22 protein-coding genes are annotated in these 21,424 nt (G+C 61.1%); 7 read left to right on the forward strand and 15 right to left on the reverse strand.

Annotated features, from left to right (window positions below; genetic code table 11):
- Positions 1-3: 3 nt before the first annotated feature.
- The 3 genes from WBK19_RS02025 to WBK19_RS02035 all read right to left on the reverse strand — a co-directional run bounded on the left by WBK19_RS02025 (position 4) and on the right by WBK19_RS02035 (position 3,206).
- A complete protein-coding gene (locus tag WBK19_RS02025) occupies positions 4-186 on the reverse strand; it encodes a rubredoxin (RefSeq protein WP_511286471.1) in 183 nt (60 codons plus the stop codon).
- Positions 187-218: 32 nt separating this feature from the next.
- Entirely contained in the window at positions 219-1,412 is a 1,194-nt protein-coding gene (locus WBK19_RS02030) for an acyl-CoA dehydrogenase family protein (RefSeq protein ID WP_511286473.1), read from the reverse strand.
- A gap of 153 nt (positions 1,413-1,565) precedes the next feature.
- On the reverse strand, positions 1,566-3,206 hold the full coding sequence (locus tag WBK19_RS02035) for a sigma-54-dependent Fis family transcriptional regulator (RefSeq protein ID WP_511286475.1): 1,641 nt from the start codon (positions 3,204-3,206) through the stop codon (positions 1,566-1,568).
- Positions 3,207-3,387: 181 nt separating this feature from the next.
- On the opposite strand from WBK19_RS02035, the gene rpoH reads away from it, so the two are divergent.
- On the forward strand, positions 3,388-4,248 hold the full coding sequence (gene rpoH, locus WBK19_RS02040) for an RNA polymerase sigma factor RpoH (protein WP_511286477.1): 861 nt from the start codon (positions 3,388-3,390) through the stop codon (positions 4,246-4,248).
- A gap of 132 nt (positions 4,249-4,380) precedes the next feature.
- On the opposite strand, the gene WBK19_RS02045 is transcribed toward rpoH, so the two are convergent.
- The 5 genes from WBK19_RS02045 to WBK19_RS02065 all read right to left on the reverse strand — a co-directional run bounded on the left by WBK19_RS02045 (position 4,381) and on the right by WBK19_RS02065 (position 9,591).
- On the reverse strand, positions 4,381-4,875 hold the full coding sequence (locus tag WBK19_RS02045; protein WP_511286478.1) for a nitrate reductase cytochrome c-type subunit: 495 nt from the start codon (positions 4,873-4,875) through the stop codon (positions 4,381-4,383).
- 30 nt (positions 4,876-4,905) lie between these two features.
- Positions 4,906-5,811 carry a quinol dehydrogenase ferredoxin subunit NapH gene (gene napH, locus WBK19_RS02050; RefSeq protein ID WP_511286480.1) on the reverse strand — a complete coding sequence of 302 codons (906 nt, stop codon included), beginning with the start codon at positions 5,809-5,811 and terminating at the stop codon, positions 4,906-4,908.
- The gene (gene napG, locus WBK19_RS02055) at positions 5,808-6,680 is read right to left on the reverse strand and encodes a ferredoxin-type protein NapG (RefSeq protein WP_511286482.1); all 873 of its coding nucleotides are present in this window, start codon (positions 6,678-6,680) and stop codon (positions 5,808-5,810) included. The genes napH and napG overlap by 4 nt, the downstream gene beginning before the upstream one ends.
- Positions 6,681-6,770: 90 nt before the next feature.
- Entirely contained in the window at positions 6,771-9,323 is a 2,553-nt protein-coding gene (napA, locus tag WBK19_RS02060; RefSeq protein WP_511286484.1) for a nitrate reductase catalytic subunit NapA, read from the reverse strand.
- Between the two features lies 1 nt (position 9,324).
- Complete coding sequence (locus tag WBK19_RS02065) at positions 9,325-9,591, reverse strand: chaperone NapD (protein WP_511286485.1); 267 nt, start codon at positions 9,589-9,591, stop codon at positions 9,325-9,327.
- A gap of 305 nt (positions 9,592-9,896) precedes the next feature.
- Between WBK19_RS02065 and WBK19_RS02070 the strand changes: the two genes are divergently transcribed.
- Entirely contained in the window at positions 9,897-10,451 is a 555-nt protein-coding gene (locus tag WBK19_RS02070; RefSeq protein WP_511286487.1) for a hypothetical protein, read from the forward strand.
- A gap of 15 nt (positions 10,452-10,466) precedes the next feature.
- Here WBK19_RS02070 and WBK19_RS02075 read toward each other — a convergent pair whose 3' ends face one another.
- The 6 genes from WBK19_RS02075 to WBK19_RS02100 form a co-directional block, all read right to left on the reverse strand.
- Positions 10,467-11,240, reverse strand: coding sequence for a TatD family hydrolase (locus WBK19_RS02075; protein ID WP_511286489.1), 774 nt, complete (start codon positions 11,238-11,240; stop codon positions 10,467-10,469).
- The gene (locus tag WBK19_RS02080; protein WP_511286491.1) at positions 11,234-12,487 is read right to left on the reverse strand and encodes a D-amino acid dehydrogenase; all 1,254 of its coding nucleotides are present in this window, start codon (positions 12,485-12,487) and stop codon (positions 11,234-11,236) included. Before WBK19_RS02080 ends, WBK19_RS02075 begins: the two co-directional genes overlap by 7 nt.
- Positions 12,484-14,637 (reverse strand): RelA/SpoT family protein, encoded by a 2,154-nt coding sequence (locus WBK19_RS02085; protein ID WP_511286493.1) that lies wholly within the window; start codon positions 14,635-14,637, stop codon positions 12,484-12,486. Before WBK19_RS02085 ends, WBK19_RS02080 begins: the two co-directional genes overlap by 4 nt.
- 21 nt (positions 14,638-14,658) lie before the next feature.
- Positions 14,659-14,865, reverse strand: a complete 207-nt coding sequence (gene rpoZ / locus WBK19_RS02090; RefSeq protein ID WP_511274702.1) for a DNA-directed RNA polymerase subunit omega — start codon at positions 14,863-14,865, stop codon at positions 14,659-14,661.
- A gap of 14 nt (positions 14,866-14,879) precedes the next feature.
- Entirely contained in the window at positions 14,880-15,488 is a 609-nt protein-coding gene (gene gmk, locus WBK19_RS02095) for a guanylate kinase (protein ID WP_511286495.1), read from the reverse strand.
- Positions 15,489-15,608: 120 nt separating this feature from the next.
- Positions 15,609-16,475 carry a YicC/YloC family endoribonuclease gene (locus tag WBK19_RS02100; RefSeq protein ID WP_511286497.1) on the reverse strand — a complete coding sequence of 289 codons (867 nt, stop codon included), beginning with the start codon at positions 16,473-16,475 and terminating at the stop codon, positions 15,609-15,611.
- A gap of 76 nt (positions 16,476-16,551) precedes the next feature.
- Between WBK19_RS02100 and WBK19_RS02105 the strand changes: the two genes are divergently transcribed.
- Genes WBK19_RS02105 through hemW form a run of 5 tightly spaced genes read left to right on the forward strand, consistent with a single transcriptional unit; the run spans position 16,552 to position 20,943 of the window.
- Positions 16,552-17,499: a serine/threonine protein kinase gene (locus tag WBK19_RS02105; RefSeq protein WP_494646780.1), complete on the forward strand. Its 948-nt coding sequence runs from the start codon at positions 16,552-16,554 to the stop codon at positions 17,497-17,499.
- Positions 17,496-18,422, forward strand: coding sequence for a PP2C family protein-serine/threonine phosphatase (locus WBK19_RS02110; RefSeq protein WP_511286499.1), 927 nt, complete (start codon positions 17,496-17,498; stop codon positions 18,420-18,422). Before WBK19_RS02105 ends, WBK19_RS02110 begins: the two co-directional genes overlap by 4 nt.
- A gap of 8 nt (positions 18,423-18,430) precedes the next feature.
- Positions 18,431-19,147, forward strand: coding sequence for a ribonuclease PH (rph, locus tag WBK19_RS02115; RefSeq protein ID WP_511286501.1), 717 nt, complete (start codon positions 18,431-18,433; stop codon positions 19,145-19,147).
- An 8-nt stretch (positions 19,148-19,155) separates the two neighbouring features.
- Entirely contained in the window at positions 19,156-19,743 is a 588-nt protein-coding gene (gene rdgB, locus WBK19_RS02120) for an RdgB/HAM1 family non-canonical purine NTP pyrophosphatase (protein WP_511286503.1), read from the forward strand.
- Positions 19,744-19,791: 48 nt separating this feature from the next.
- Entirely contained in the window at positions 19,792-20,943 is a 1,152-nt protein-coding gene (gene hemW / locus WBK19_RS02125) for a radical SAM family heme chaperone HemW (protein ID WP_511286505.1), read from the forward strand.
- Here the strand turns inward: hemW and WBK19_RS02130 are convergent.
- Positions 20,940-21,350, reverse strand: a complete 411-nt coding sequence (locus WBK19_RS02130) for a YidB family protein (protein ID WP_511286507.1) — start codon at positions 21,348-21,350, stop codon at positions 20,940-20,942. The two genes, hemW and WBK19_RS02130, sit on opposite strands and share 4 nt — an antisense overlap.
- Positions 21,351-21,424: the final 74 nt, after the last annotated feature.

Genomic DNA, 21,424 nt, shown 5'->3' on the forward strand with positions numbered 1-21,424 from the left:
GTTTTAGAACTCGACCACTTCGAAATCGGCCTTGGTCACGCCGCACTCCGGGCAATACCAGTCATCGGGAATGTCGGCAAAGGCGGTACCGGGGGCTATGCCATGCTCCGGATCGCCAGCGGCTTCGTCGTAAATCCAGTTGCAGACCTTGCAGATCCACTGGGTAGTTTGGGCAACTTCAGACATGTGTTTTCTCTCGTCAACGATGGCAATTGGTTTCAGGCGGTGCAGGACAGACCTTCCTCGATACGGACGATCTCCCGCCGCAGGTGCTTGGTGGCCGGGGTCACGATGGCGACGAAATAGGCTTCCCGCAGGCGACGTTGGGCGGCATTGCGCACCAGGTAACCTTTGGCCCCCTGATGGAGCATCGCTGCGTGGGCGGCACGAACTGACAACTCTCCACCGGCCAGGCGGAGCTTGAGAATATCGAGCGTCCGGTCGGCAACAGGGCCCTGTTGCACTTCGTCGGCCAGCGCATAGGTGGCGGCGCGGCCTTCCTCCAGAGCGGATTCAATGTCCTCGAACTGGTCGTCGAGATATTGATTGACGTGAGCCAGCGTCCGGTTGGACTGCGCCATCAGTTTGCTGCAGGCATCGATCAGACCGAGGCCCATGCCCATCTGGGCGAGGATCATGGCGGGTTTGATGCGCTTGATGTAGGCCGCCGATTCGCCGGGCTGGGCAAGCACCATGTTGTCCGGAACGAAGACTTCCTTGAACTGGCAGGCCAGCGTTCGCGTACCGTCAAGGCCGATGAAGTGGGCGCAATCAACCAGCTTGAAGCCGGCCTGCTGGCAATCGACCAGAATGAAGACCAGACCGTCGTTGCTGCCATCCTCGTTGCGCACCGGGCAGCCAGTGGTGAAGTAGTGGTTCTGGCCGAGGTTGGAAACCCACGGCAAAACGCCGTTGACGATGTATCCGCCATCGACGCGCTTGGCTGAGAGGCGGTACTCCTCGATGTTGTCGCAGGACTTGATGGTATTGGAGAGACCAGTGCCAACCAGCAACTCACCGGCGGCGATGCGCGGCAGGAATTCCTTTTTGACCCAGGCATTGTCCGAGAGCTGGATGTAGCGGGCACAGGCGGTCTGGCACCAGACCAGGAAACCACTCGACATGCATTCTTTGGAGACTTCCTCCATAACCTGGATGACGTGTTTCAACCCCAGCTCGTTACCGCCGAACTCAGCGTCGACTGCACCGCGAAAGCCGCCGGCCCGGCCCAAAGCCCGGAGAAACTCCTCGGGATATTCGGCCTTCAGGTCGATGTCGAGGACCTTCGGTTTCAACTGGGCGGCGATCACCTCGCGGATGGCGCCGAGACTTTCCTCGGAGGCGCACAGCGAGAGGGAGTAGTCACGGATCAGTTGATCGGCAACCGGAACGGCAAGAGCGGAAGAGGGCATGAATATCTCCTGGTCAGATGGGCAGAGCCCACAGGGTTTGGTTTGGCTTGTCTCTTCTATCGCAAGCCACGTGCCAGGTGATATTATTTAATTAAATCAATGCATTGTATGAAATTTGGAATTTGTGCACAAACCAATTTGTACACAAATTGTTTACAAATTGGCTGATTTTTTAACCGGCACGGCAATACCGAGAATCTCGATCCGGTAATTTAGCTGGCGTAAAGTCAGGTTCAGCGCCTTGGCCGTTCTCGACTTGTTACCTCCGTGCTGGACGAGAGCGGCGCGAATCTGTTCCCGATCATCCACAGCAATAGCCTGATGGCCGCGCACAACGGGGTAGGAAATCTCTGCGGCGGGCAATTCCTGGCGGCTCGCTGCAGGCACCGGCAACGCCTCGATGGGCTGGCCCTGAGCTTCGGTAATCAGTGCGTAGTCGACCGTCGCTTCATCGATCTCGTCGCCGCGCGAGAGCAGAATGATGCGCTCAAGGACGTTGTACAACTGCCGGATATTGCCCGGCCAGGGATAGGAAACCAGGCCGCTGAGCCCCTGTGGCATGATCAGGATATTGCGCTGATGACGCTGATTGAGCTGCGAAACGAAATGTCGGACGAGCAGCTTGATGTCGCCCGGCCGCTCGCGCAGAGCAGGCAAACGGATCGGGATGACATTGAGGCGGTAGTAGAGATCAAGCCGGAAGCGCCCGGCGCGAACCAGCGCCATCATGTCCTGGTGCGTCGCGGCGACGATGCGGACATCGACGTGGATTTCGCCGCGCCCGCCCAGGCGCTCGATGACGTGCTCCTGTAGAACGCGCAGCAGTTTGACCTGCACCGGCAAGGGAAGATCGCCGATTTCATCGAGAAAAAGCGTGCCACCGTTGGCCTGTTCAAAGCGCCCGATACGCTGCTGGCTGGCGCCGGTGAAGGCGCCCTTTTCGTGGCCGAACAACTCGGCCTCGAAAAGGGTTTCGGGAATGGCGGCACAATTGACCTTAACGAAGGGCTTGTCGCTACGCGGGCTCTGCAGATGCAGGGCACGGGCGAACAACTCCTTGCCGGTGCCCGACTCGCCGAGCAACAGGACAGTCGCTTCGGTGCCAGCCACCTGCTCAAGCTGGTCAAGAGCGGAAATCAGTTGCGGCGCCTCGCCGATGATGCCCCAGTTTGATTTGCTCAGACTTTTCTGTTGCAAAGCCGTTCGCAACGAACGGTTTTCTTCCGTCAATGACGCCGTGCGCTTCTCAATCAATTGATTGATCTTGAAAATCTGCCCAACCAGCTCCGCCACGGTATGCAGAATCTGCAAATCCGCCCCGAGCGAGCGCTGCCGGGAACGCAGGCGATGGACCCCGAGTACCCCGGCAATCACCCTGTCCACCATGATCGGCAAGGCAATGAAGGAAACCGTGCCCTCCGGCAAGGCGCTCCGATCGACCGCCCGGGCCAAGTAAGCCGGCTCGTTATCGATATCCTGAACGATCAGGACTTCACCGGACTGCATGACACGCCCCGTAATACCCTCACCCATGCGGTATCTTCCCCGCTCCATTTCGCGCCGGGTCAGGCCATAGGCAACGCGGATGGCCAGTTCGCCGGTTTGCCCATAAGGCAAAACCACCCGGCCGCGATTCAGGCCGAGAAGCTCGGACAGAAGATGCAGCATTTCGCGAATGGCCTTTTCAGGCTCCAGGCCACGGCTCAGCAAGCGGATGCTTTCGCGAATCAGGAGCTGCTCGTGCTCGACCAGTTCTTCCTTGGTTGCAATGGGATGGATGTAGCGAGTTTTCATGGTGCCGGAAAAATTGGAGAGAGTGAGCGAAGGGTCCAACGGGATTACTCGAAGCAGCTTGCATGCCAAATAGCCCACAGGTAGCCCGGAGCAGCAAAAATCGAGAAACTTTTCCCGCTCTTAGCACTCTTAGGCAGCGAGTGCTAATATATAGATGTAACTTGAAGGAGGACATTACGCTATGACCCATGCCCTGACACTTCCCATCCCGTCAGCAATCGGCAACATCGACGCCTATATTCAGGTGGCGAACCGTTATCCGATGCTGGCCGAGGCGGAGGAAATCCGGCTGGCCGAGCGTTTCCACAACGAAGGTGATGTGGAAGCGGCGCGTCAGCTCGTGCTTTCGCACCTTCGTCTTGTCATCTCCATCGCCCGCGGCTATCTCGGCTACGGCCTGCCGCATGCTGACCTGATCCAGGAAGGCAATATCGGCCTGATGAAAGCGGTCAAGCGCTTCGACCCGACGCGTGGCGTACGGCTGGTTTCGTTTGCCATGCACTGGATCAAGGCCGAGATTCACGAATACATCCTGAAGAACTGGCGTCTGGTCAAGGTGGCGACCACCAAGGCCCAGCGCAAACTGTTCTTCAACCTGCGCAGCCTGAAGAGCGATTACGAAGGCGTCGACACGCTGAACGGCACGCAGGCGGCTGAAGTCGCGGCACGCCTCGGCGTCAAGCGGGACGAAGTGGTCGAGATGGAAACCCGCCTGTCGGGCCGCGATATCGCGCTTGAAGGCAACCCGGATGACGGCGACGAGGCGTTTGCGCCGATCGATTATCTGGCCGACTCGCGTTACGAGCCGACCCGCGTTCTGGAAAACAAGGCCGTCGCCCGCTTGCAGGATGAAGGTCTGCATGAAGCCTTGGCCATGCTCGACCCGCGCAGCCGCCGCATCGTCGAGGCGCGCTGGTTGCCGGAAGGCGAAGCGGCAACGCTGCACGACCTGGCCGCCGAGTTCGATGTGTCGGCCGAGCGGATTCGTCAGATCGAGGTCAAGGCGCTGCAGAAGATGCGCGGCGTGCTGGCCGAGGCCTGAACGACGGTTTAGCGCATTTCATTTTTGGCCGTTTTTTCCGGTTGACCGTGGCAATGAGCCACCCACCGAAAAAAGCCGGCCAGACAGCAAAAAAGGGAGCCTCGGCTCCCTTTTTCGTTACCGATCGCTGCTTCAGTTCTTTTTCTTGCCCTTGGCAGCTTTCCCTTCGGCCAGATCGCCCTTGAAATCGTTTTCGACGAGTGGCGGCGCATCGACCTGCGGGACGTGGCATTGCGTGCAGTTGTGGCGTAGCGACGAGGTCGTCGGCAAAACCTTGCCGTCGCGGTCGCGGAAGTGGCTGTCGCCGATCTTCGGCGCTTTTTTCTTCTTGTAGGTTTCGGCGCTGTGGCAGGTCAGGCACTGGTTCTCTTCGAGGGTGATTTCATCGAAATTCTCGACTGCGTGCGGAATGACCGGCGGCTGGTCGCGGTAGGTGCGCGCCACTTTCTCCTGACCGCCCGGTTTGCCACCCAGATACTTCTTGGCCTCCGGCGCCTGGTCGGTCGCACTGACATCGGCGCCCCGCATCGGTTTCGGGGCGTCCTGAGCCTGAGCCAGCGGAGCAGACAGCGCCCAGCAGGCAGCGGCGGCCAGAATGGCAAATCTCGTCTTCAGCGTTGTTTTCATGGTGGGCGCTCCTCCTCTAGAACTCGATAATCAGTTGGTTTCCGACTGCGTCACCGCAGGCTGAGCAGTCGGAACCGGGTTATTGAACCGCAGCCCGAAGGTAAAGACATCCTTCGAGCAGACATCGACACAACGGCCGCAATTGGTGCAATTCGGTGCCAGGATGACCGGGCCGACCCCCTTGCCTTCGCCCTTGAGCGCTGGCCGGATAACCTGCGGTTCGGGGCAGACTTCGAAGCAGTCCATGCAGTCGTTGCAGGCCGCCCGCCTGGGCGCCGAGACGCGCACCGGGCTCCACCGACCGAGCAGGCTGTAAAAGGCGCCGACCGGGCAAAGCCGGCCACACCAGCCGCGACTCGTCACAAACAGATCGAACAGGAATACGACGAGGACCACGGTCCACGCCATTCCCATGCCGAAAATCAGGCCGCGATGCAGCATGGAAACCGGATTGATCAGCTCCCAGAGCACGACGCCGGTTACTGCCGAGCCGACCAGGGTCATGCCGAGTATCCAGTAGCGCGTACTGCGGCCCAGTTGCGAACTGCCCTTGATGCCGAGACGGTTGCGCAGCCAGCCGGCGGCATCGGTAACGATATTGACCGGGCAGACCCAGCTGCAATAAACCCGCCCGCCAACCAGCAGGTAGAAGACCAGCACAATGGCCAGGCCGATCAGGCCGAGTGTTTCCGGAAAATGCCCGGTCACCATCGATTGCAAGGCAACGTAGGGATCAGTCAGCGGCAGAAATCCCAGCGTGTAGCTATAGGCCAGATTGCCCTTGACGATCCACTGGCCGAACCACGGCCCGGCGAGGAACAGGGCAAGAATGGAAAACTGCGAAAGGCGGCGCAGGATCAGCCATTTGTGGGCGCGGAGCCAGCCTTTTTCGGCCACCGCTTCGGCCCCGATCCGCTTACCTTGGACGGCGCTCATGGCTTGCCCCCCAGTCCGGGCGGCAGGCTCGGGATGGCGCCCGCCTCACTGCCCGGCATGCCGCGCATGGATTCGGTGTGGCCGCTGGCCGGGTCGTAGTGACCGGGCAGGACGGCGCCTTCGGGCAGGCGGTCGGGCAGGTCCATCATTTTCGATTCGTCGATCAGCGAATGACCGGCCCTGGATTTCTCGTCCCAGCCAATGCGGTAATGCTTGCCCAGCTCGCCCTTGGCCAGCTTGGCCGGCAGGATGCGAATGGCCGCCTCTTCGAGCACACAGGATTTCTCGCACTTGCCGCAGCCGGTGCAGTGCTCGGAATGAACCGTCGGCAGGAACATGGCATGGCGGCCGGTGCGCGTGTTCGGCTGCATGTCCAGCGTGATCGCCTTGTCGATGACCGGGCAGACGCGATAACAAACGTCGCAGCGCAGGCCGAGGAAATTGAGGCAGGTTTCGTGGTCGATGAGGACGGCGACACCCATTTTCGCCTTGTTGATATCAGTCAGGCTGTGATCCAGCGCGCCGGTCGGGCAGGCTTTGATGCAGGGGATGTCGTCGCACATCTCACATGGAATGTTGCGCGCGTTGAAAAACGGCGTGCCGGTCGCCACCTGTGTTTCCGGCTTGGCCAGTTCGAGCGTGTTGTACGGGCAATCGCGCACACACATGCCGCACCGAATGCAGGCACCAAGAAAATCATCTTCCGCCAGGGCGCCGGGCGGGCGCAGGGCAAGCGCCGGCAGGGCCTTAGATTGCTTGGCATACAGGCCAAGGCCGAGGCCGAGCATGCCCACGCCACAAACCATCTTGGCCGAGTCAAATATGAATTGGCGGCGCGCCGCGCCGCTTTTTGGGGTTTTTGCTGTCATCGCTTTTTCACTTGTCAGGTTTCAGCCGGCACGGGCGGGCCCCGCTTCCCGCCCGTTCGGCGCTCCCTGGTTGTTTCCCGGTCAGCCCCCTCAGGCCTTGACCACCTTGCACGCACACTTCTTGTAGTCGGTCTCTTTCGAGATCGGGCAAGTCGCATCCAGTGTCAGCTTGTTGACCAGGCGGTGTTCGTCGAAGAAAGGCACGAAGACCAGACCAAGCGGTGTTTTGTTACGGCCTTTGGTTTCGACCCGCAACTGGATTTCGCCACGCCGGGTCGATAGCTTGACCACATCGTTACGCGCCAGACCACGCTTCTTGGCATCTTCCGGATGCATGAACATGACGGCATCCGGCATCGCCTTGTAGAGCTCGGGAACGCGACGCGTCATCGAACCGGTGTGCCAATGTTCGAGCACGCGGCCGGTGCATAGCCACAGGTCGTATTCGGCATCGGGCATTTCGGCTGCGGGTTGGTAGGGCAGCGCGAAAGCGATGGCCTTGCCGTCCGGATAACCATAGAAACGCACGCCCTCGCCCTTCGGCACGTAGGTGTCGTAACCCTCGCGGAAGCGCCACAGTGTTTCCTTGCCATCAACCACCGGCCAGCGCAGACCGCGCGCCTTGTGATAAACGTCGAAATTGGCCAGATCGTGGGCCTTGCCGCGACCGAAGGAGGCGTATTCCTCGAACAGGCCTTTCTGCACATAGAAGCCGAAGGCCTTGGACTCGTCGTTCATGTAGCCCTTGATGCCGTGGGCGTTAACCTTGGCGACCTCATCGAGCCCGAACTTGTTGACCTGGCCGTTGGCGAACAACACGTCGTACAAGGTCTTGCCCTTGTACTCCGGGTTCTTGTCGAGCAATTCGGCCGGCCAGACTTCCTCGATCTTGAAGCGCTTGGAGAACTCCATGTATTGCCAGAGATCGGACTTGCCTTCACCCGGCGCCTTGACCTGCTGCCGCCACATCTGGCCGCGCCGCTCGGCATTTCCGTACATGCCTTCCTTTTCCATCCACATCGCGCAAGGCAGGATGAGATCGGAAGCCATGGCCGAAACGGTCGGGTAAACATCGGAAACGACGACAAAGGCCTTGGGATTGCGCCAGCCCGGATAGATTTCGTCATTGACGTTCGGCCCGGCCTGCATGTTGTTGGTCGTCGACGTCCAGTAGAAACCGAGCTTGCCGTCCTTGAGCGCGCGGCTCTGGGCCACCGCGTGCAGGCCGATCCACTCGGGAATGGTCCCGGCCGGCAGCTTCCACAGCTTTTCCGACAGTTCGCGGTGCTTGGGATTCATCACCACCATGTCGGCCGGCAGGCGATGGGAAAAGGTGCCGACTTCGCGCGCCGTACCGCAGGCCGATGGCTGACCGGTCAGCGAGAACGGCCCGTTGCCCGGCTCGGAAATCTTGCCGACCAGCAGGTGCACGTTGTAGATCATGTTGTTCACCCAGGTTCCGCGGGTGTGCTGGTTGAAGCCCATGGTCCAGTAGGAAACGACCTTGGTCTTCGGGTCGGCGTAGGCCTTGGCCAGTGCTTCGAGGTTCTCTTTTGGCACACCGGAAATCTCGTGCGCCTTGTCGAGCGTGTATTCAGAGACGAAGGCGGCGAACTCGTCGAAAGTCATCGGCGTCGAGTTGTTCGGGTTGCCCTTGGGCTTGCCTTCTTCGCCCGGGTAGCCGTTGTTCATCGCCACCTTTTCCAGCGGGTGATTCGGACGCAGGCCGTAGCCGATGTCGGTCACGCCCTTGGCGAACTTGACGTGCTTGGCGACGAATTCCTTGTTGACCGCGCCGGTCGTGATGATGTGGTTGCAGATGTAATTGAGGATGGCCAGATCGGACTGCGGCTTGAAGATCAGCGTGTTGTCGGACAGTTCGCAGGACCGGTGACTGAAGGTGGACAGCACATGGACCTTGACGTGCTTGGCACTGAGCCGGCGGTCGGTGATGCGCGACCAGAGGATCGGGTGCATCTCGGCCATGTTCGAGCCCCACAGCGCGAAGACGTCGGCGTGCTCGGCGTCGTCATAGCAGCCCATCGGCTCGTCGATGCCGAAGGTGCGCATGAAACCGGCAACGGCCGAGGCCATGCAGTGGCGGGCATTGGGATCAAGGTTGTTGGTACGGAAGCCAGCCTTCATGAGCTTGGCGGCGGCATAGCCCTCCCACACCGTCCACTGGCCGGAGCCGAACATGGCGATATTCTTCGGCCCGCCTTCCTTGAGCGCGGCCTTGCACTTCTCTTCCATGATGTCGAGCGCCTGGGTCCAGGTGATCGGCTTGAAGTCGCCATTCTTGTCGTACTTGCCGTCCTTCATGCGCAACATCGGCGACATCAGGCGGTCCTTGCCGTACATGATCTTGGAGAGGAAATAGCCCTTGATGCAGTTCAGGCCGCGATTGACCGGTGCGTCCGGGTCGCCCTGGGTGGCCACGACGCGGCCTTCCTTGACGCCGACCAGCACGCCGCAACCGGTACCGCAGTAACGGCAGACGCCCTTGTCCCAACGCACGCCATCGTCCCTGCCCTTTTGCTGCGCCATGACGGCGTTCGGCACGCTGATGCCGGCGACGGTAGCGGCCGCCGCGACTGCGTTGCTCTTGATGAAATCACGCCGGGTAAGTTTCACTTCGATCATCTCAGGCCTCCTCATCTGGATCAGATTCGTACTGGTGATAGACCAGCGAGGCCGAGATAACCCCCGGCGTCTGGCGTATCGCCTCAAAGATATTGCTGGTGTTGTCTTCGTCGCCGGATTCGATCGTCACGATCATCCGGCCATCTTCGCCAACCGCATGCACCTCGACCCCCTCGAGTTCGCGCAGGCTCGTCCTGACCACCGCCGTATCGGCGGGCAAAACGCCAAGGATGACGCTGGAAATATTGATGCCGGAGGAAACTTTCATGTCCATACAACGCCCAGTCGTTTAGATGTCAGCGAGGGCAATCTACGCCCATAAGGCGACGCTTCTTTAGCGCAGATCAAATCGGGGAAATACCCCTAATACTTTTACTGGAATGTTGACGACGATCAAATGCCGGGCCGGATACGCCACAGTCACTGGCCGCCGTTGCAGCCATGTGCAACCGGCAAACAAGGGAAGCTGCATTTGAATTTGGCCCGCCTGGCGGCTCGAAGCCCTCTTCAAAAGTATGCCGGGAGAATGCTACGATCGGGTTTCCCCCCACCGCAGCCTTGAGGAGACAACACTTGAAACGCATCATGATGCTCTGCCTTGCCGCGCTTGCTTCGGCAGGCGCCACCGCCCAGACCGCCGGTTTCCTGTGCTGCAACATGCGCACCGATGGTTCCTGGATCAGCGACATCAACTACCTTGACTCAGGCAAGACGATGATTCCCGCCGGCACCCCCTTGACCATGAACGGCTACGGCAAGAACCGCGTCCATGTCCTGATCAACGGACGCAAACAGGATATCGGCAACGACTACAGCCGTAGCACGCCGCTCGACGCCTTTGCCAAGCGCTACATCGTCGACCAGGATCCGCTCGAGAAACTCCGGACCTATCCGAAAAAGGTGCAGGACGCCATCGGCATGGCCCGCCTGACCAGGGGCATGACCCGCGAACAGGTCATCATGGCGGTCGGTTATCCGGTCAGCGACGAGAATCCCAGTCTGGAGAGCAAGACCTGGCGCTACTGGCTAAACAGCTGGGGCGAATTCGATGCGGTTTTCGATGACAGCGGCCGGCTCATCAAGATCGAGGCCGAAGCGGATATCCGCCCCTTGGTCGTCCTCGAGTAATCTGCGCCCGCCTGCTTAGATATCAGCTTGCAGGGCCGGCAGCACGGCCCGTGCATTGGCGGCCGTCTGGGCCACCAGCGCAGTCAGCGAAATGCCACGCAATTCGGCCAGCCCTTCGGCAATGCGCGGCAATTCGGCTGGCGAATTGCGCCCGCCGTTAAGCCAGGCCGGTGGAATGTCCGGCGCATCCGTTTCGAGGACGATAGCTTCGAGCGGCAGGGTTTTTGCCAGCTCGCGGATGCGCGTCGAGCCGCTGAAAGTCATCGCTCCGCCAAAGCCCAATACGAAGCCGAGTTTGATGAATTCATCGGCCTGCTGACGACTGCCGTTGAAGGCATGGGCAATGCCGCCGCGCACGCCGATCCGGCGCAATTGCTTGAGCACCGGATCGATGGCCCGGCGGACGTGAAGCAGTACCGGCAGGTCGAACTCGCGGGCGAGCTTCAGTTGTTCGACGAAAAAGTGGGTCTGACGCTCGATGTCCGGGCCGCTTACGTAGAAATCAAGTCCGATCTCGCCGATGGCTACCGGCGGCGACTGCTGGACCCAGTCGCGCAACCGGGACAGGTCTTCCGGGCTGGACTGGTCGACGTAAAGCGGGTGGATCCCGTAGGCTTCGAGGCAGGCCGGATAGTCGGCAATTTTCGATTTTGGCCGAAAATTCCGGTTGACCGTGACACCCGGCACAACGATCCGTCCCACCCCTGCCGCCATCGCCGCCGCATACACCGCATCGCGATCGGCATCGAATTCAGCCGCATCGAGATGGCAGTGGGTATCGATCAACATTTCAGGAACGGAAAATCCGGTTCGGCCCGGGCGCCGCTCATCAGGTCGGCCAGGGCGGCCGCCGAGCCGCAGGCCATGGTCCAGCCCAGCGTGCCGTGGCCGGTGTTGAGCCACAGATTGCCGTAGCGCGTCTGGCCGATGATCGGCACGTTGGAAGGTGTCGCCGGGCGCAGGCCGCACCAGAATTCGGGCTCGCCGACCGTCTTGAGCTCGGGAAAAAGCTGGCGGGTGCGGGCGATCAGCGCCTGGCAACGCACCGGATTGAGATCGAGGTTGAAGCCGTTGAACTCGGCCGTGCCGGCGATGCGCAAACGGTTGCCGAGACGCGAAAAGACCAGCTTGCACTCGTCGTCAGTCACACTGACCGTCGGCGCCACGCTCCCCTCGGCCAATGTCAGCGTCGCCGAATAGCCCTTGGCCGGATAAACCGGCAAGCGGATGCCCAGCGGCTTGAGCAACTGCGGCGAGTAACTGCTCAGCGCGACCACGTAAGCATCGGCCGTCAGCAACTCAGCCCCGTTCTTGCCCTGCGCTACGACCCCGGCGATCTGGCTGCCGCCGGCCGCAATGCGTTCGATGGCTGTGCCAAAACGGAAATCGACACCGAGGGCAACCGCCCGCTCGGCCAAAGCGCAGGTAAACTTCTTGGCGTCGCCGCTTTCGTCGGACCGCGTGTAGTCGCCGCCGACCAGCAGGGCCTTGGCGCCGGCCAGCGCCGGTTCTATTTCCAGGCATTTTTCGGTGTCGACCGTGAGACGATCCAGCCCGAACTGGCGCATCAGCTGCGCCGCCTCGACCGCCGCCGAAAACTCCTGGCGATCGGTGTAAATGTGCAGGATGCCGCGTTCGAGATGGTCGTATTCCAGCGCCAGTTCCTGGCGCAGCGCCTGCAAACGGCTACGACTGTACAGCGCCATCGCGACAATCGCCGCAATGTTGCGCCGGGTCCGCCCGGGCAGGCATTCGCCGAGAAAGCGCAGGCCCCATTCCAGTTGCGCCGGATCCGCCCGCCAGCACCAGCGCAATGGCGCATCTTCGCGCCCCAGCCATTTCACCAGATGGGTCAGAACATGCGGATTGGCCCACGGCTCGGCGTGAGAAACCGAAATCTGCCCGCCGTTGGCAAAGCTCGTTTCGTCAGCCGCCGCCGGCTGACGGTCAATGACCGTCACCTGATGCCCGGCGCGGGCGAGATACCACGCGCTGGTGGTACCCACAACGCCGGCCCCCAGCACCAGCACTCTCAAGTGTCGCCTCCCCTTTCACGGGTAATGCGGGTGACTTCCGGGATGTGGCGCATGCCGCGCATGACCTGCGCCAGATGATTGCGATGGGCGACCTGGATGGTGAAGCGCAGCGAGGTAAACAGACGTTCCGGGTCGGCGTCCATCGAAACATGCTCAATGTTCGAACCGGCTTCGGCAATGGCCGACGCAACCTGGGCCAGCACACCGCGCGAATTCTTGACCTCGACGTTAATGCGGATATCGAACAGCTTGCCCTCTTCCGGCTCCCATTCGACGTCGATCCACTTTTGCGGCTCAGCCGAACGGGATTTGCGTATGGCCGGGCAGTCGTGCGTGTGAATGATCAGGCCGCTGCCCTTGCGGATCGAGCCGATGATAGGATCGCCGGGAATCGGCTGGCAGCAGCGCGCCAACTGGATGGCCATGCCCTCCGTACCGTGAATGGCCAGCGCCATGCCGGTCGGCATGTCATGCGACATATCCTCGCGGGCCAGCAGGCGGCGGGCGACGACGGAAGGCAGCCGCTTGCCGAGGCCGATTTCGGTATAAACCTCTTCGATATTCTTCTGGCCGCCGGACTTGACCATCTGATCCCAGGCCGCCGTCGGGATCGAAATCGGCACGACACCGAGCGACAGCAATTCCTGGCGCAGCAGGCGCTCACCAAGGCGGGCCGACTCCTCGTTCTGCATGGTGCGCAGGTAGTGGCGGATCTTGCTGCGCGCCCGGCCTGTCTTGACATAAGTCAGCCACACCGGGTTGGGGCTGGCCTGCGGCGAAGTGATGATCTCGACCAGGTCGCCATTGCGCAGATCAGTGCGTAGCGGTGCCAGTTCGTGATTGACGCGGGCCGCCGAACAGTGGTGACCGACGTCAGTGTGCACCGCGTAGGCGAAGTCAACCACCGTCGCGCCGCGCGGCATGGCCATGATCTTGCCCTTCGGCGTGAAGACGTAGACCTCGTCCGGAAAGAGATCGATCTTGACGTTCTCGAAGAACTCGGCCGAGTCGCTGGTCTGCATTTCGAGCAGCGATTGCAGCCACTTGTGCGTCTTGATCTGCAGGTCGGCGCTGGACTCGTCCATATCCTTGTAGAGCCAGTGTGCCGCGACGCCTTCCTGCGCGACGTTGTGCATTTCGCGCGTGCGTATCTGGACTTCGACCGGCGTGCCATAGGGCCCGATCAGCGTCGTGTGCAACGACTGATAGCCGTTGGCCTTGGGAATCGCGATGTAGTCCTTGAACTTGCCGGGCACCGGCTTGAACAGGCTGTGCAGCGCGCCAAGGGCCAGATAGCAGGTCGGCACGTTATCGACGACGACGCGGAAGCCGTAGATGTCGAGCACCTGCGAAAACGACAGGTGCTTGTCCTTCATCTTGCGGAAAATCGAGTACAGGCTCTTTTCGCGGCCAAACACCTCGGCCTTCAGGCCAGCATGTGCCAGCTTGTCGTTGATGCCGTCGAGAATCCGGGTCAGCAGCTCCTTGCGGTTACCGTGCGCGGTACTCAACGCCTTGGTCAGAACCTCGGCACGATGCGGGTGGATGAGCCGGAACGAGGTGTCCTGCAGCTCGCGGTAGAGCTTGTTGAGACCCAGCCGCAAGGCAATCGGCGCGTAGATTTCCAGCGTTTCGCGGGCGATGCGGGCGCGCTTGTCGGCGCGCATGGCCGACATCGTCGCCAGATTGTGCTGGCGGTCGGCGAGTTTGATGAGCACGACGCGCAAATCGCGCGCCATGGCCATCAGCATCTTGCGGAAATTCTCGGCCTGCGCCTCCTGGTAGGAGGCAAATTCCATCTTGTCGAGCTTGGACAGCCCATCGACCAGCTCGGCGACTTCCTTGCCGAATTTTTCGGCCAGCTCGTGCTTGGTCGTGCCGGTATCTTCGAGCACGTCATGGAGCAGGGCCGCGGCAATCGCGTCTGCATCCATCCGCCACTCGACGACGGCACCGGCGACGGCCAGCGGATGCGTAATATAGGGTTCGCCCGACATCCGCCGCTGACTGGCGTGCGCCTTGGCTGCGTAAGCATACGCAGCCTTGATTTTCTCTAGTTCAGCGGGGGAAAGATAATCGAGGCTATCGAGGAAAACCCGGTAGGCGGGTTCTACATCAGCAGGCGGCAGAGGCGACGGCGCGGAATCCATCAGTCTTCACCGCCCCAACCTTCAGCCTTGGCCGCGGTTAAGTACTTCCAGGCCAATCTTGCCGGCGCCCATTTCCTTCAGTGCAACAACAGTCGGCTTGTGCTTTTCGCCGTCGACCAGCGGCGTTGCGCCATTGGCCAGCTGACGGGCACGGTGGGCCGCAGCCAGGGTCATCATGAAGCGATTGGGAATTCTTTTCAGACAGTCATCAACGGTAACGCGAGCCATGGGAACCTCAAAAATCAGATCATTCTTTGAAACAGGGCGGCGTGGCGGGCACGCTGAGCCCCAAAGCTCAGACGGGAGGCGCGCACAACAGCGCGCAAATCATCCAGAGCCTGAGCCAACTGGTCATTAATAATAACATAGTCGAATTCCCCGACATGGCGCATTTCGGCCTGCGCAGCGGCCAGACGACGGGAAATGACGTCAGCACTGTCGGTGCCGCGACCGGTCAGTCGGCTAGTCAGTTCTTCCATCGACGGCGGCATGATGAAGACGCCAATCGCCTGCGGAAACAGCGCCCGCACCTGCTGGGCACCTTGCCAGTCGATTTCGAGCAGGACATCGCGGTCGGTCGCCAGCTGGTCGGCGATCCATGTCTTCGAGGTTCCGTAGAAATTGCCATGCACTTCGGCCCATTCGAGAAATTCGTGGCGGGCGATCATGGCCTGGAATTCGGTGGCATCAACGAAGTGATACTCGCGCCCGTTTTCCTCGCCAGAACGCGGCGCGCGGGTGGTGTAGGAGATGGAAAGCTGGACAGCTTTTTCCTGCTCGAGGAGCAGTCGAACCAGCGTCGTCTTGCCGGCACCGGACGGTGCGGCCACTACATAAAGATTTCCGGCCATGGAATACCTCAGAAAAACGCCCGCCGCGGCGGGATTACCAACTTGCTACGGTCAACTGGAAAAAACGGCCAAAATTGAAATTGGCCTGCGCGGTCCGCAAGCCAACGCCCCACTACCGATTTATTCCAGGTTCTGGATCTGTTCGCGCATTTGCTCGATGAGCAGCTTGAGCTCCATCGACGCTTGCGAGACCTCGGTGATCGCCGACTTCGAGCCCAGCGTATTGGCTTCGCGGTTGAGTTCCTGCATCAGGAAATCGAGGCGCTTGCCGCAGGCGCCGCCTTGTTTGAGCACACGCTCGACTTCATCGAGGTGGGTGGTCAAACGCGCAAGCTCTTCGGCCACATCGATGCGCGTTGCGAAGACAGCAACTTCCTGCAGGACGCGGTCGTCGTTGGCGCCGCCCAGCGCCTCGGTCAGACGCTGGCGCAGCTTTTCGGTGTAGATCGCCTGCGCTTCGGGAATACGCGGCGCGACGCGGCGGACGATGTCGCGCATGGCGTTGACGCGGTCGATGATGGTTTCAGCCAGCTTGTCACCTTCGCGGCCACGGGTCGCCGTGAAATCGACCAGCGCGTCGCGCGCCAGGGCCATGACCTCGGGGCTCAGGGCAGCGAAGTCGACGTTCTGTTCGCCGAACATGCCGGGCCAGCGCAGTGTTTCGTTGACCGACAACGGCGTCGCCTCGGGCATTTCTCCACGCACGCGCTCGTTCAGCGACTTGAGTGTAGCCAGCAACTCGCCGTTGATTTTGAGCTGGTCGGCCTTGGCGGCGGCCGCATTGAAGGAGAGACGGCACTCGACCTTGCCGCGATTGATGCGGGCGGCGAGCAATTCGCGCAGCGGAATTTCCAGCGCGCGAAGATCTTCAGCCACCCGAAAATGGAAATCGAGATAGCGTGAATTGACGCTTTTTAGCTCGAGTTGCAGCGTTCCGTGCTCTAAATCACGCGTTTTAACGGCATAACCGGTCATACTACAAATCATTATCGGGAATCCCTTGCTTTACAGTCCGGACAACACGCCCGAAAATGCCTGAAATTGCATCATAACCGCGAGCTCCATGGCGCAACAAGCCAATCAGCCGTTACCCAACGGTCACCTGCTGGAAGAGTACACAATAGACCGCCAACTTTCGCTTGGCGGCTTTTCCATTGTCTATCTGGCGACCGACACAGCCGGCCGGCAGGTTGCCATTAAGGAATACCTGCCGAACAGCCTGGCCCTGCGCACGCGCGGTGAAATCAACCCGGTCATTTCCGCCGAGCATCTGGGTGCCTTCCGCTATGGCATGAAGTGCTTTTTCGAGGAAGGCCGTGCCCTGGCCCGCCTCTCGCACCCCAACGTGATTCGCGTTTTGAACTTTTTTCGCGCCAACGACACCGTTTACATGGTCATGGAGTACGAGCATGGCCGGACGCTGCAGGAGTTCATCCAGAAACATCAGGGGCATATTTCCGAGCGCTTCATGCGCGGCGTGTTCACCCGCATGCTCAACGGCCTGCGCGAAGTGCATTCAAACAAGCTGCTGCATCTCGACCTCAAGCCGTCGAACATTTACCTGCGCGGTGACAACACGCCGGTCCTCATCGATTTCGGCGCCGCCCGCCAGACACTGATCACCGACCAGCCCATCCTCAAGCCGATGTACACCCCGGGCTTCGCCTCGCCCGAGCATTACGGTTCGCGCAAGGATCTCGGACCGTGGAGCGACATTTACAGCGTCGGCGCCTCGATGTACGCCTGCCTGGCCGGCAGCGCGCCGCAAGCCGCCGATTCGCGCATGAAGAAGGACACCCTGGCGCCGGCCATGATGCGCTGGGATGGCCAGTTTTCCGACCGCCTGCTTGAGATCATCGACTGGTGCCTCAACCTCAACCATCTTTACCGTCCGCAAAGCGTTTTTGCCCTGCAAAAGGCGCTTGTCGAGACCGTCACCCCACCCCGCCCGAAGCCGTCACCGAGCTGGATTGGCCGCTTCGTCGATAAACTCAGGAAGCCGATGCAATGAGATTCACCATTTATCAGGAAAGTCGTCAGGGCGGCCGGGCCAACAACGAGGACCGGACGACCTATTGCTACTCGCGCGATGCGCTGTTGATGGTCGTCGCCGACGGCATGGGCGGCCATCACTACGGTGAAGTCGCCGCGCAAATTGCCGTTCAGACGCTGGCCGACGCTTTCCAGCGCGAGGCGCGCCCGGTGCTCGGCGACCCCTTCCGCTTTCTGCAAAAGGGCATGACCAACGCCCACCACGCCATTCTCGACTACACCGCGCGCCACCGCCTGAAAGACACGCCGCGGACGACCTGCGTCGCCTGCATCATTCAGGACAACGTCGCCTACTGGGCGCATGCCGGCGACTCGCGGCTTTATCTGATCCGCGACGGCAAGGTCATCACCCAGACCAAGGATCATTCGCGCATCCGCCTGCTCGTCGAAGAAGGCATGATCACCGAGGCGCAGGCCGTGTTTCATCCTGACCGCAACAAGATCTACAGCTGCCTGGGTAGCCCGCATCCGCCGGAAATCGAGTTCTCGCGCAAGACTCCGCTCGACCACGGCGATGTCGTCCTGCTCGCTACGGATGGCCTGTGGGGGGAAATGCCCGGCGAGATGATGGCGGTCGCCCTGAAGGGCGCCAATCTGCTGCAGGCCGTGCCGATGCTCCTCAACCAGGCAGAACTCAAGGGTGGCGCCCACGGCGACAACCTGTCCGTTGTCGCCGTGCGCTGGGAAGACGCCTACGTCGAAACGGCGAGCAGCGCCATTTCGACCCAGACGATGACCCAGGACGAAGTCAGCACCCACCTCGACGAGTTCGGCCGCAACCCCGCCTACAAGAGCGATCTGAGCGACGACGAAATCGAAAAGGCGATTGACGAAATCCGCTCCGCCATCGACAAATACAACCCCAACACGCCCAAAAAATAAGGACAAGCATGCGCCCCAGCCAACGTCAGCCGGATCAACTCCGCACCGTTAAAATCACCCGCAATTTCACGCGCCATGCCGAAGGCTCGGTGCTCATCGAAATGGGCGACACCCGCGTGCTGTGCACGGCCAGCGTTGAAGAAAACCTGCCGCCCTTCCTGCGCGGCAAGGGCCAGGGCTGGGTGACGGCCGAATACGGCATGTTGCCGCGTGCCACGCACACCAGGTCCTCCCGTGAAGCAGCCAAGGGCAAGCAGACCGGCCGGACGCAGGAAATCCAGCGCCTGATCGGCCGCAGCCTGCGCGCCGTGACTGACCTCAAAGCCCTCGGCGAACGCCAGATCACGCTTGACTGCGACGTCCTGCAGGCTGACGGCGGCACCCGCTGCGCCTCGATCACCGGCGCCTGGGTCGCCCTCTACGAAGCCTGCGAGAAACTGGTCACTGCCGGCAAACTTCCGGTCAACCCGGTGCGCGACCACGTCGCCGCCATTTCGGTCGGCATCTACAAGGGCGCTCCGGTCCTCGACCTTGATTACCCGGAAGACTCCGACTGCGACACCGACATGAATGTCGTCATGACCGGCAACGGCGGCATTGTCGAAATCCAGGGCACGGCCGAAGGCGAACCGTTCACTCGTGAGCAGATGAGCGTGCTGGTTGACCTCGCGACGATGGGCATCCGCCAGCTCACGGCTGCCCAGCAAAGCGCCCTGGCTGAGTGAGTTCCTGCATGAAAAAGCTCGTCCTCGCCTCCAACAACGCCAAGAAAATGAAGGAGCTCAACGCGCTGCTGGCGCCGCTTGGCTTCGAAGTCATTCCGCAAGGCCAGCTGGGCATTCCGGAAGCCGAAGAGCCCCATTGCACCTTTGTCGAAAACGCGCTGGCCAAGGCCCGCCATGCGGCCCAGGCTTCCGGCCTGCCGGCGCTGGCCGATGACTCCGGCCTGTGCGTTGCCGCACTCGGCGGCGCCCCCGGCGTCTATTCGGCGCGCTATGCCGGCGAGCCGAAATCGGATGCGCGCAACAACGAAAAGCTGCTCGCCGACCTCGCCAGCCAGAGCGACCGCCGTGCCCATTTTGCCTGTGTGCTGGTCCTCGTCCGCTCGGCCGACGATCCGCAGCCAATCATCGCCGAAGGCGAGTGGCACGGCACCATTCTCGACGCCCAGCGCGGCGCCGACGGCTTCGGCTACGACCCGCTGTTCTATGTTCCAACGCACTGCCAGACGGCGGCCGAACTCGATGGCGCGGTCAAGAACAAGTTGTCGCATCGCGGCCAGGCCATGCAAAAGCTGATCGCCCGCCTGCCGACGCTGTAAACCGTGGCCCGCACGATTCCCATTTTTAGGCAAAATTCCCGGTCGACCGTGGCAAACCTGGAATTCCGCGTTTCACCGCCGCTGGCGCTCTACGTCCATGTGCCGTGGTGTGTGCAGAAGTGCCCGTACTGCGATTTCAACTCGCACGAAGCGAACGGCACGATTCCCGAGCGCGAGTACGTCGATGCCCTGATCGCCGACCTGCAATCCGCCCTGCCGCTGATCTGGGGCCGGCCGGTGCAAACCGTTTTCTTCGGCGGCGGCACACCCAGCCTGCTCTCGCCAGCTGCCATCGACGAACTGATCGCCGCCTTCCGCGCGCTGGCCATGCTGGCGCCCGATGCCGAGATCACGCTCGAAGCCAATCCGGGCACGGTCGAGGCGGAGAAGTTCGCCGGCTTCCGTTCGGCCGGCGTCAATCGCCTGTCGCTCGGCATTCAGAGCTTCAACGACGATCATCTCAAAGCACTCGGCCGCATCCACGGAGCGGCCGAAGCGAAGCGTGCCGCACAGCTCGCGGGCGAGCATTTCGACTCGTTCAACCTCGACCTGATGTACGGCCTGCCCGGACAGACGCACGAGCAAGCACTCACTGACGTCGAAACGGCGCTGAGCTTTTCACCCTCGCATCTATCCTGTTACCAGTTGACACTGGAGCCGAATACCCGCTTCGCCGCTTTCCCGCCCGAACTGCCGGAAGGTGACATTTGTGCCGACATGCAGGAAAGCATCGAAGCTCGTCTGGCCGCAGCCGGTTTCAGCAATTACGAAACCTCGGCCTTTGCCCGGCAAGGCAAACAGTGCAAGCACAACCTCAATTACTGGCATTTCGGCGACTACCTCGGCATCGGGGCCGGCGCCCACTCCAAGCTGACCCTGCACGACCGCGTGCTGCGCCAGATGCGCTGGAAGCATCCCAAGGCTTACCTCGACAACATCCGCAGCGGCAACGCCATTCAGGAAGAAACGCAGGTCGAGGCCAAGAGCCTGCCCTTCGAGTTCATGATGAATGCCCTGCGTCTGGCCGACGGCTTTCACCCCTCGCTGTTCGAGGCACGCACGGCCCAGCCCTTGATCGGCATCCAGTCCGAACTGAAGGCGGCGGAAACTGACGGCCTGCTCATCGTCGGCCCGGAAAAAATTGCGCCGACCGCGAAGGGTCGGCGCTTCCTCAACGTTCTGCTCGAACGTTTTCTTTAGCTGAACAAACCGCCCTTTTTCAGCATATCCAGCCCTTGCGCCAGTAGATCGCCGCCTTCGGGAACCTGGCCGTTCGGCGTCAGCTTGTCGACCAATTGCGGCAGCAGGTCGGCCAGACCGCCGGAAGCCTGTTCGGTCGAAACGCCCAATTGCGAGGCGATATCCTGCAACTGGCCACCACCGAGCACGGCCTTGATCTGCTCAGCCGAGATCGGCAGATTCTGGCCGGTGGAAACCCATGAATTGACGATATTGCCCAAGCCACCCTGCTGGAAGGACTGGACCAGCCCGCCCAAACCACCGGTCTGCGGGTTGTTGATCAGTTGCATGACGATGCTTAACAGCGGGCTATCGCCGCCAGACTGACCGCCCGCCAAGGCACCAACGACTGAATCAAAAAGACCCATGATTTGCTCTCCACAAGGAATTAGGTTTGGCCATCCTAATCCAGCAGCATGACGCCAATTGTGAATATTTGCGA

Source organism: Azonexus sp. (genome assembly GCF_049652925.1).
GTDB lineage: Bacteria > Pseudomonadota > Gammaproteobacteria > Burkholderiales > Rhodocyclaceae > Azonexus.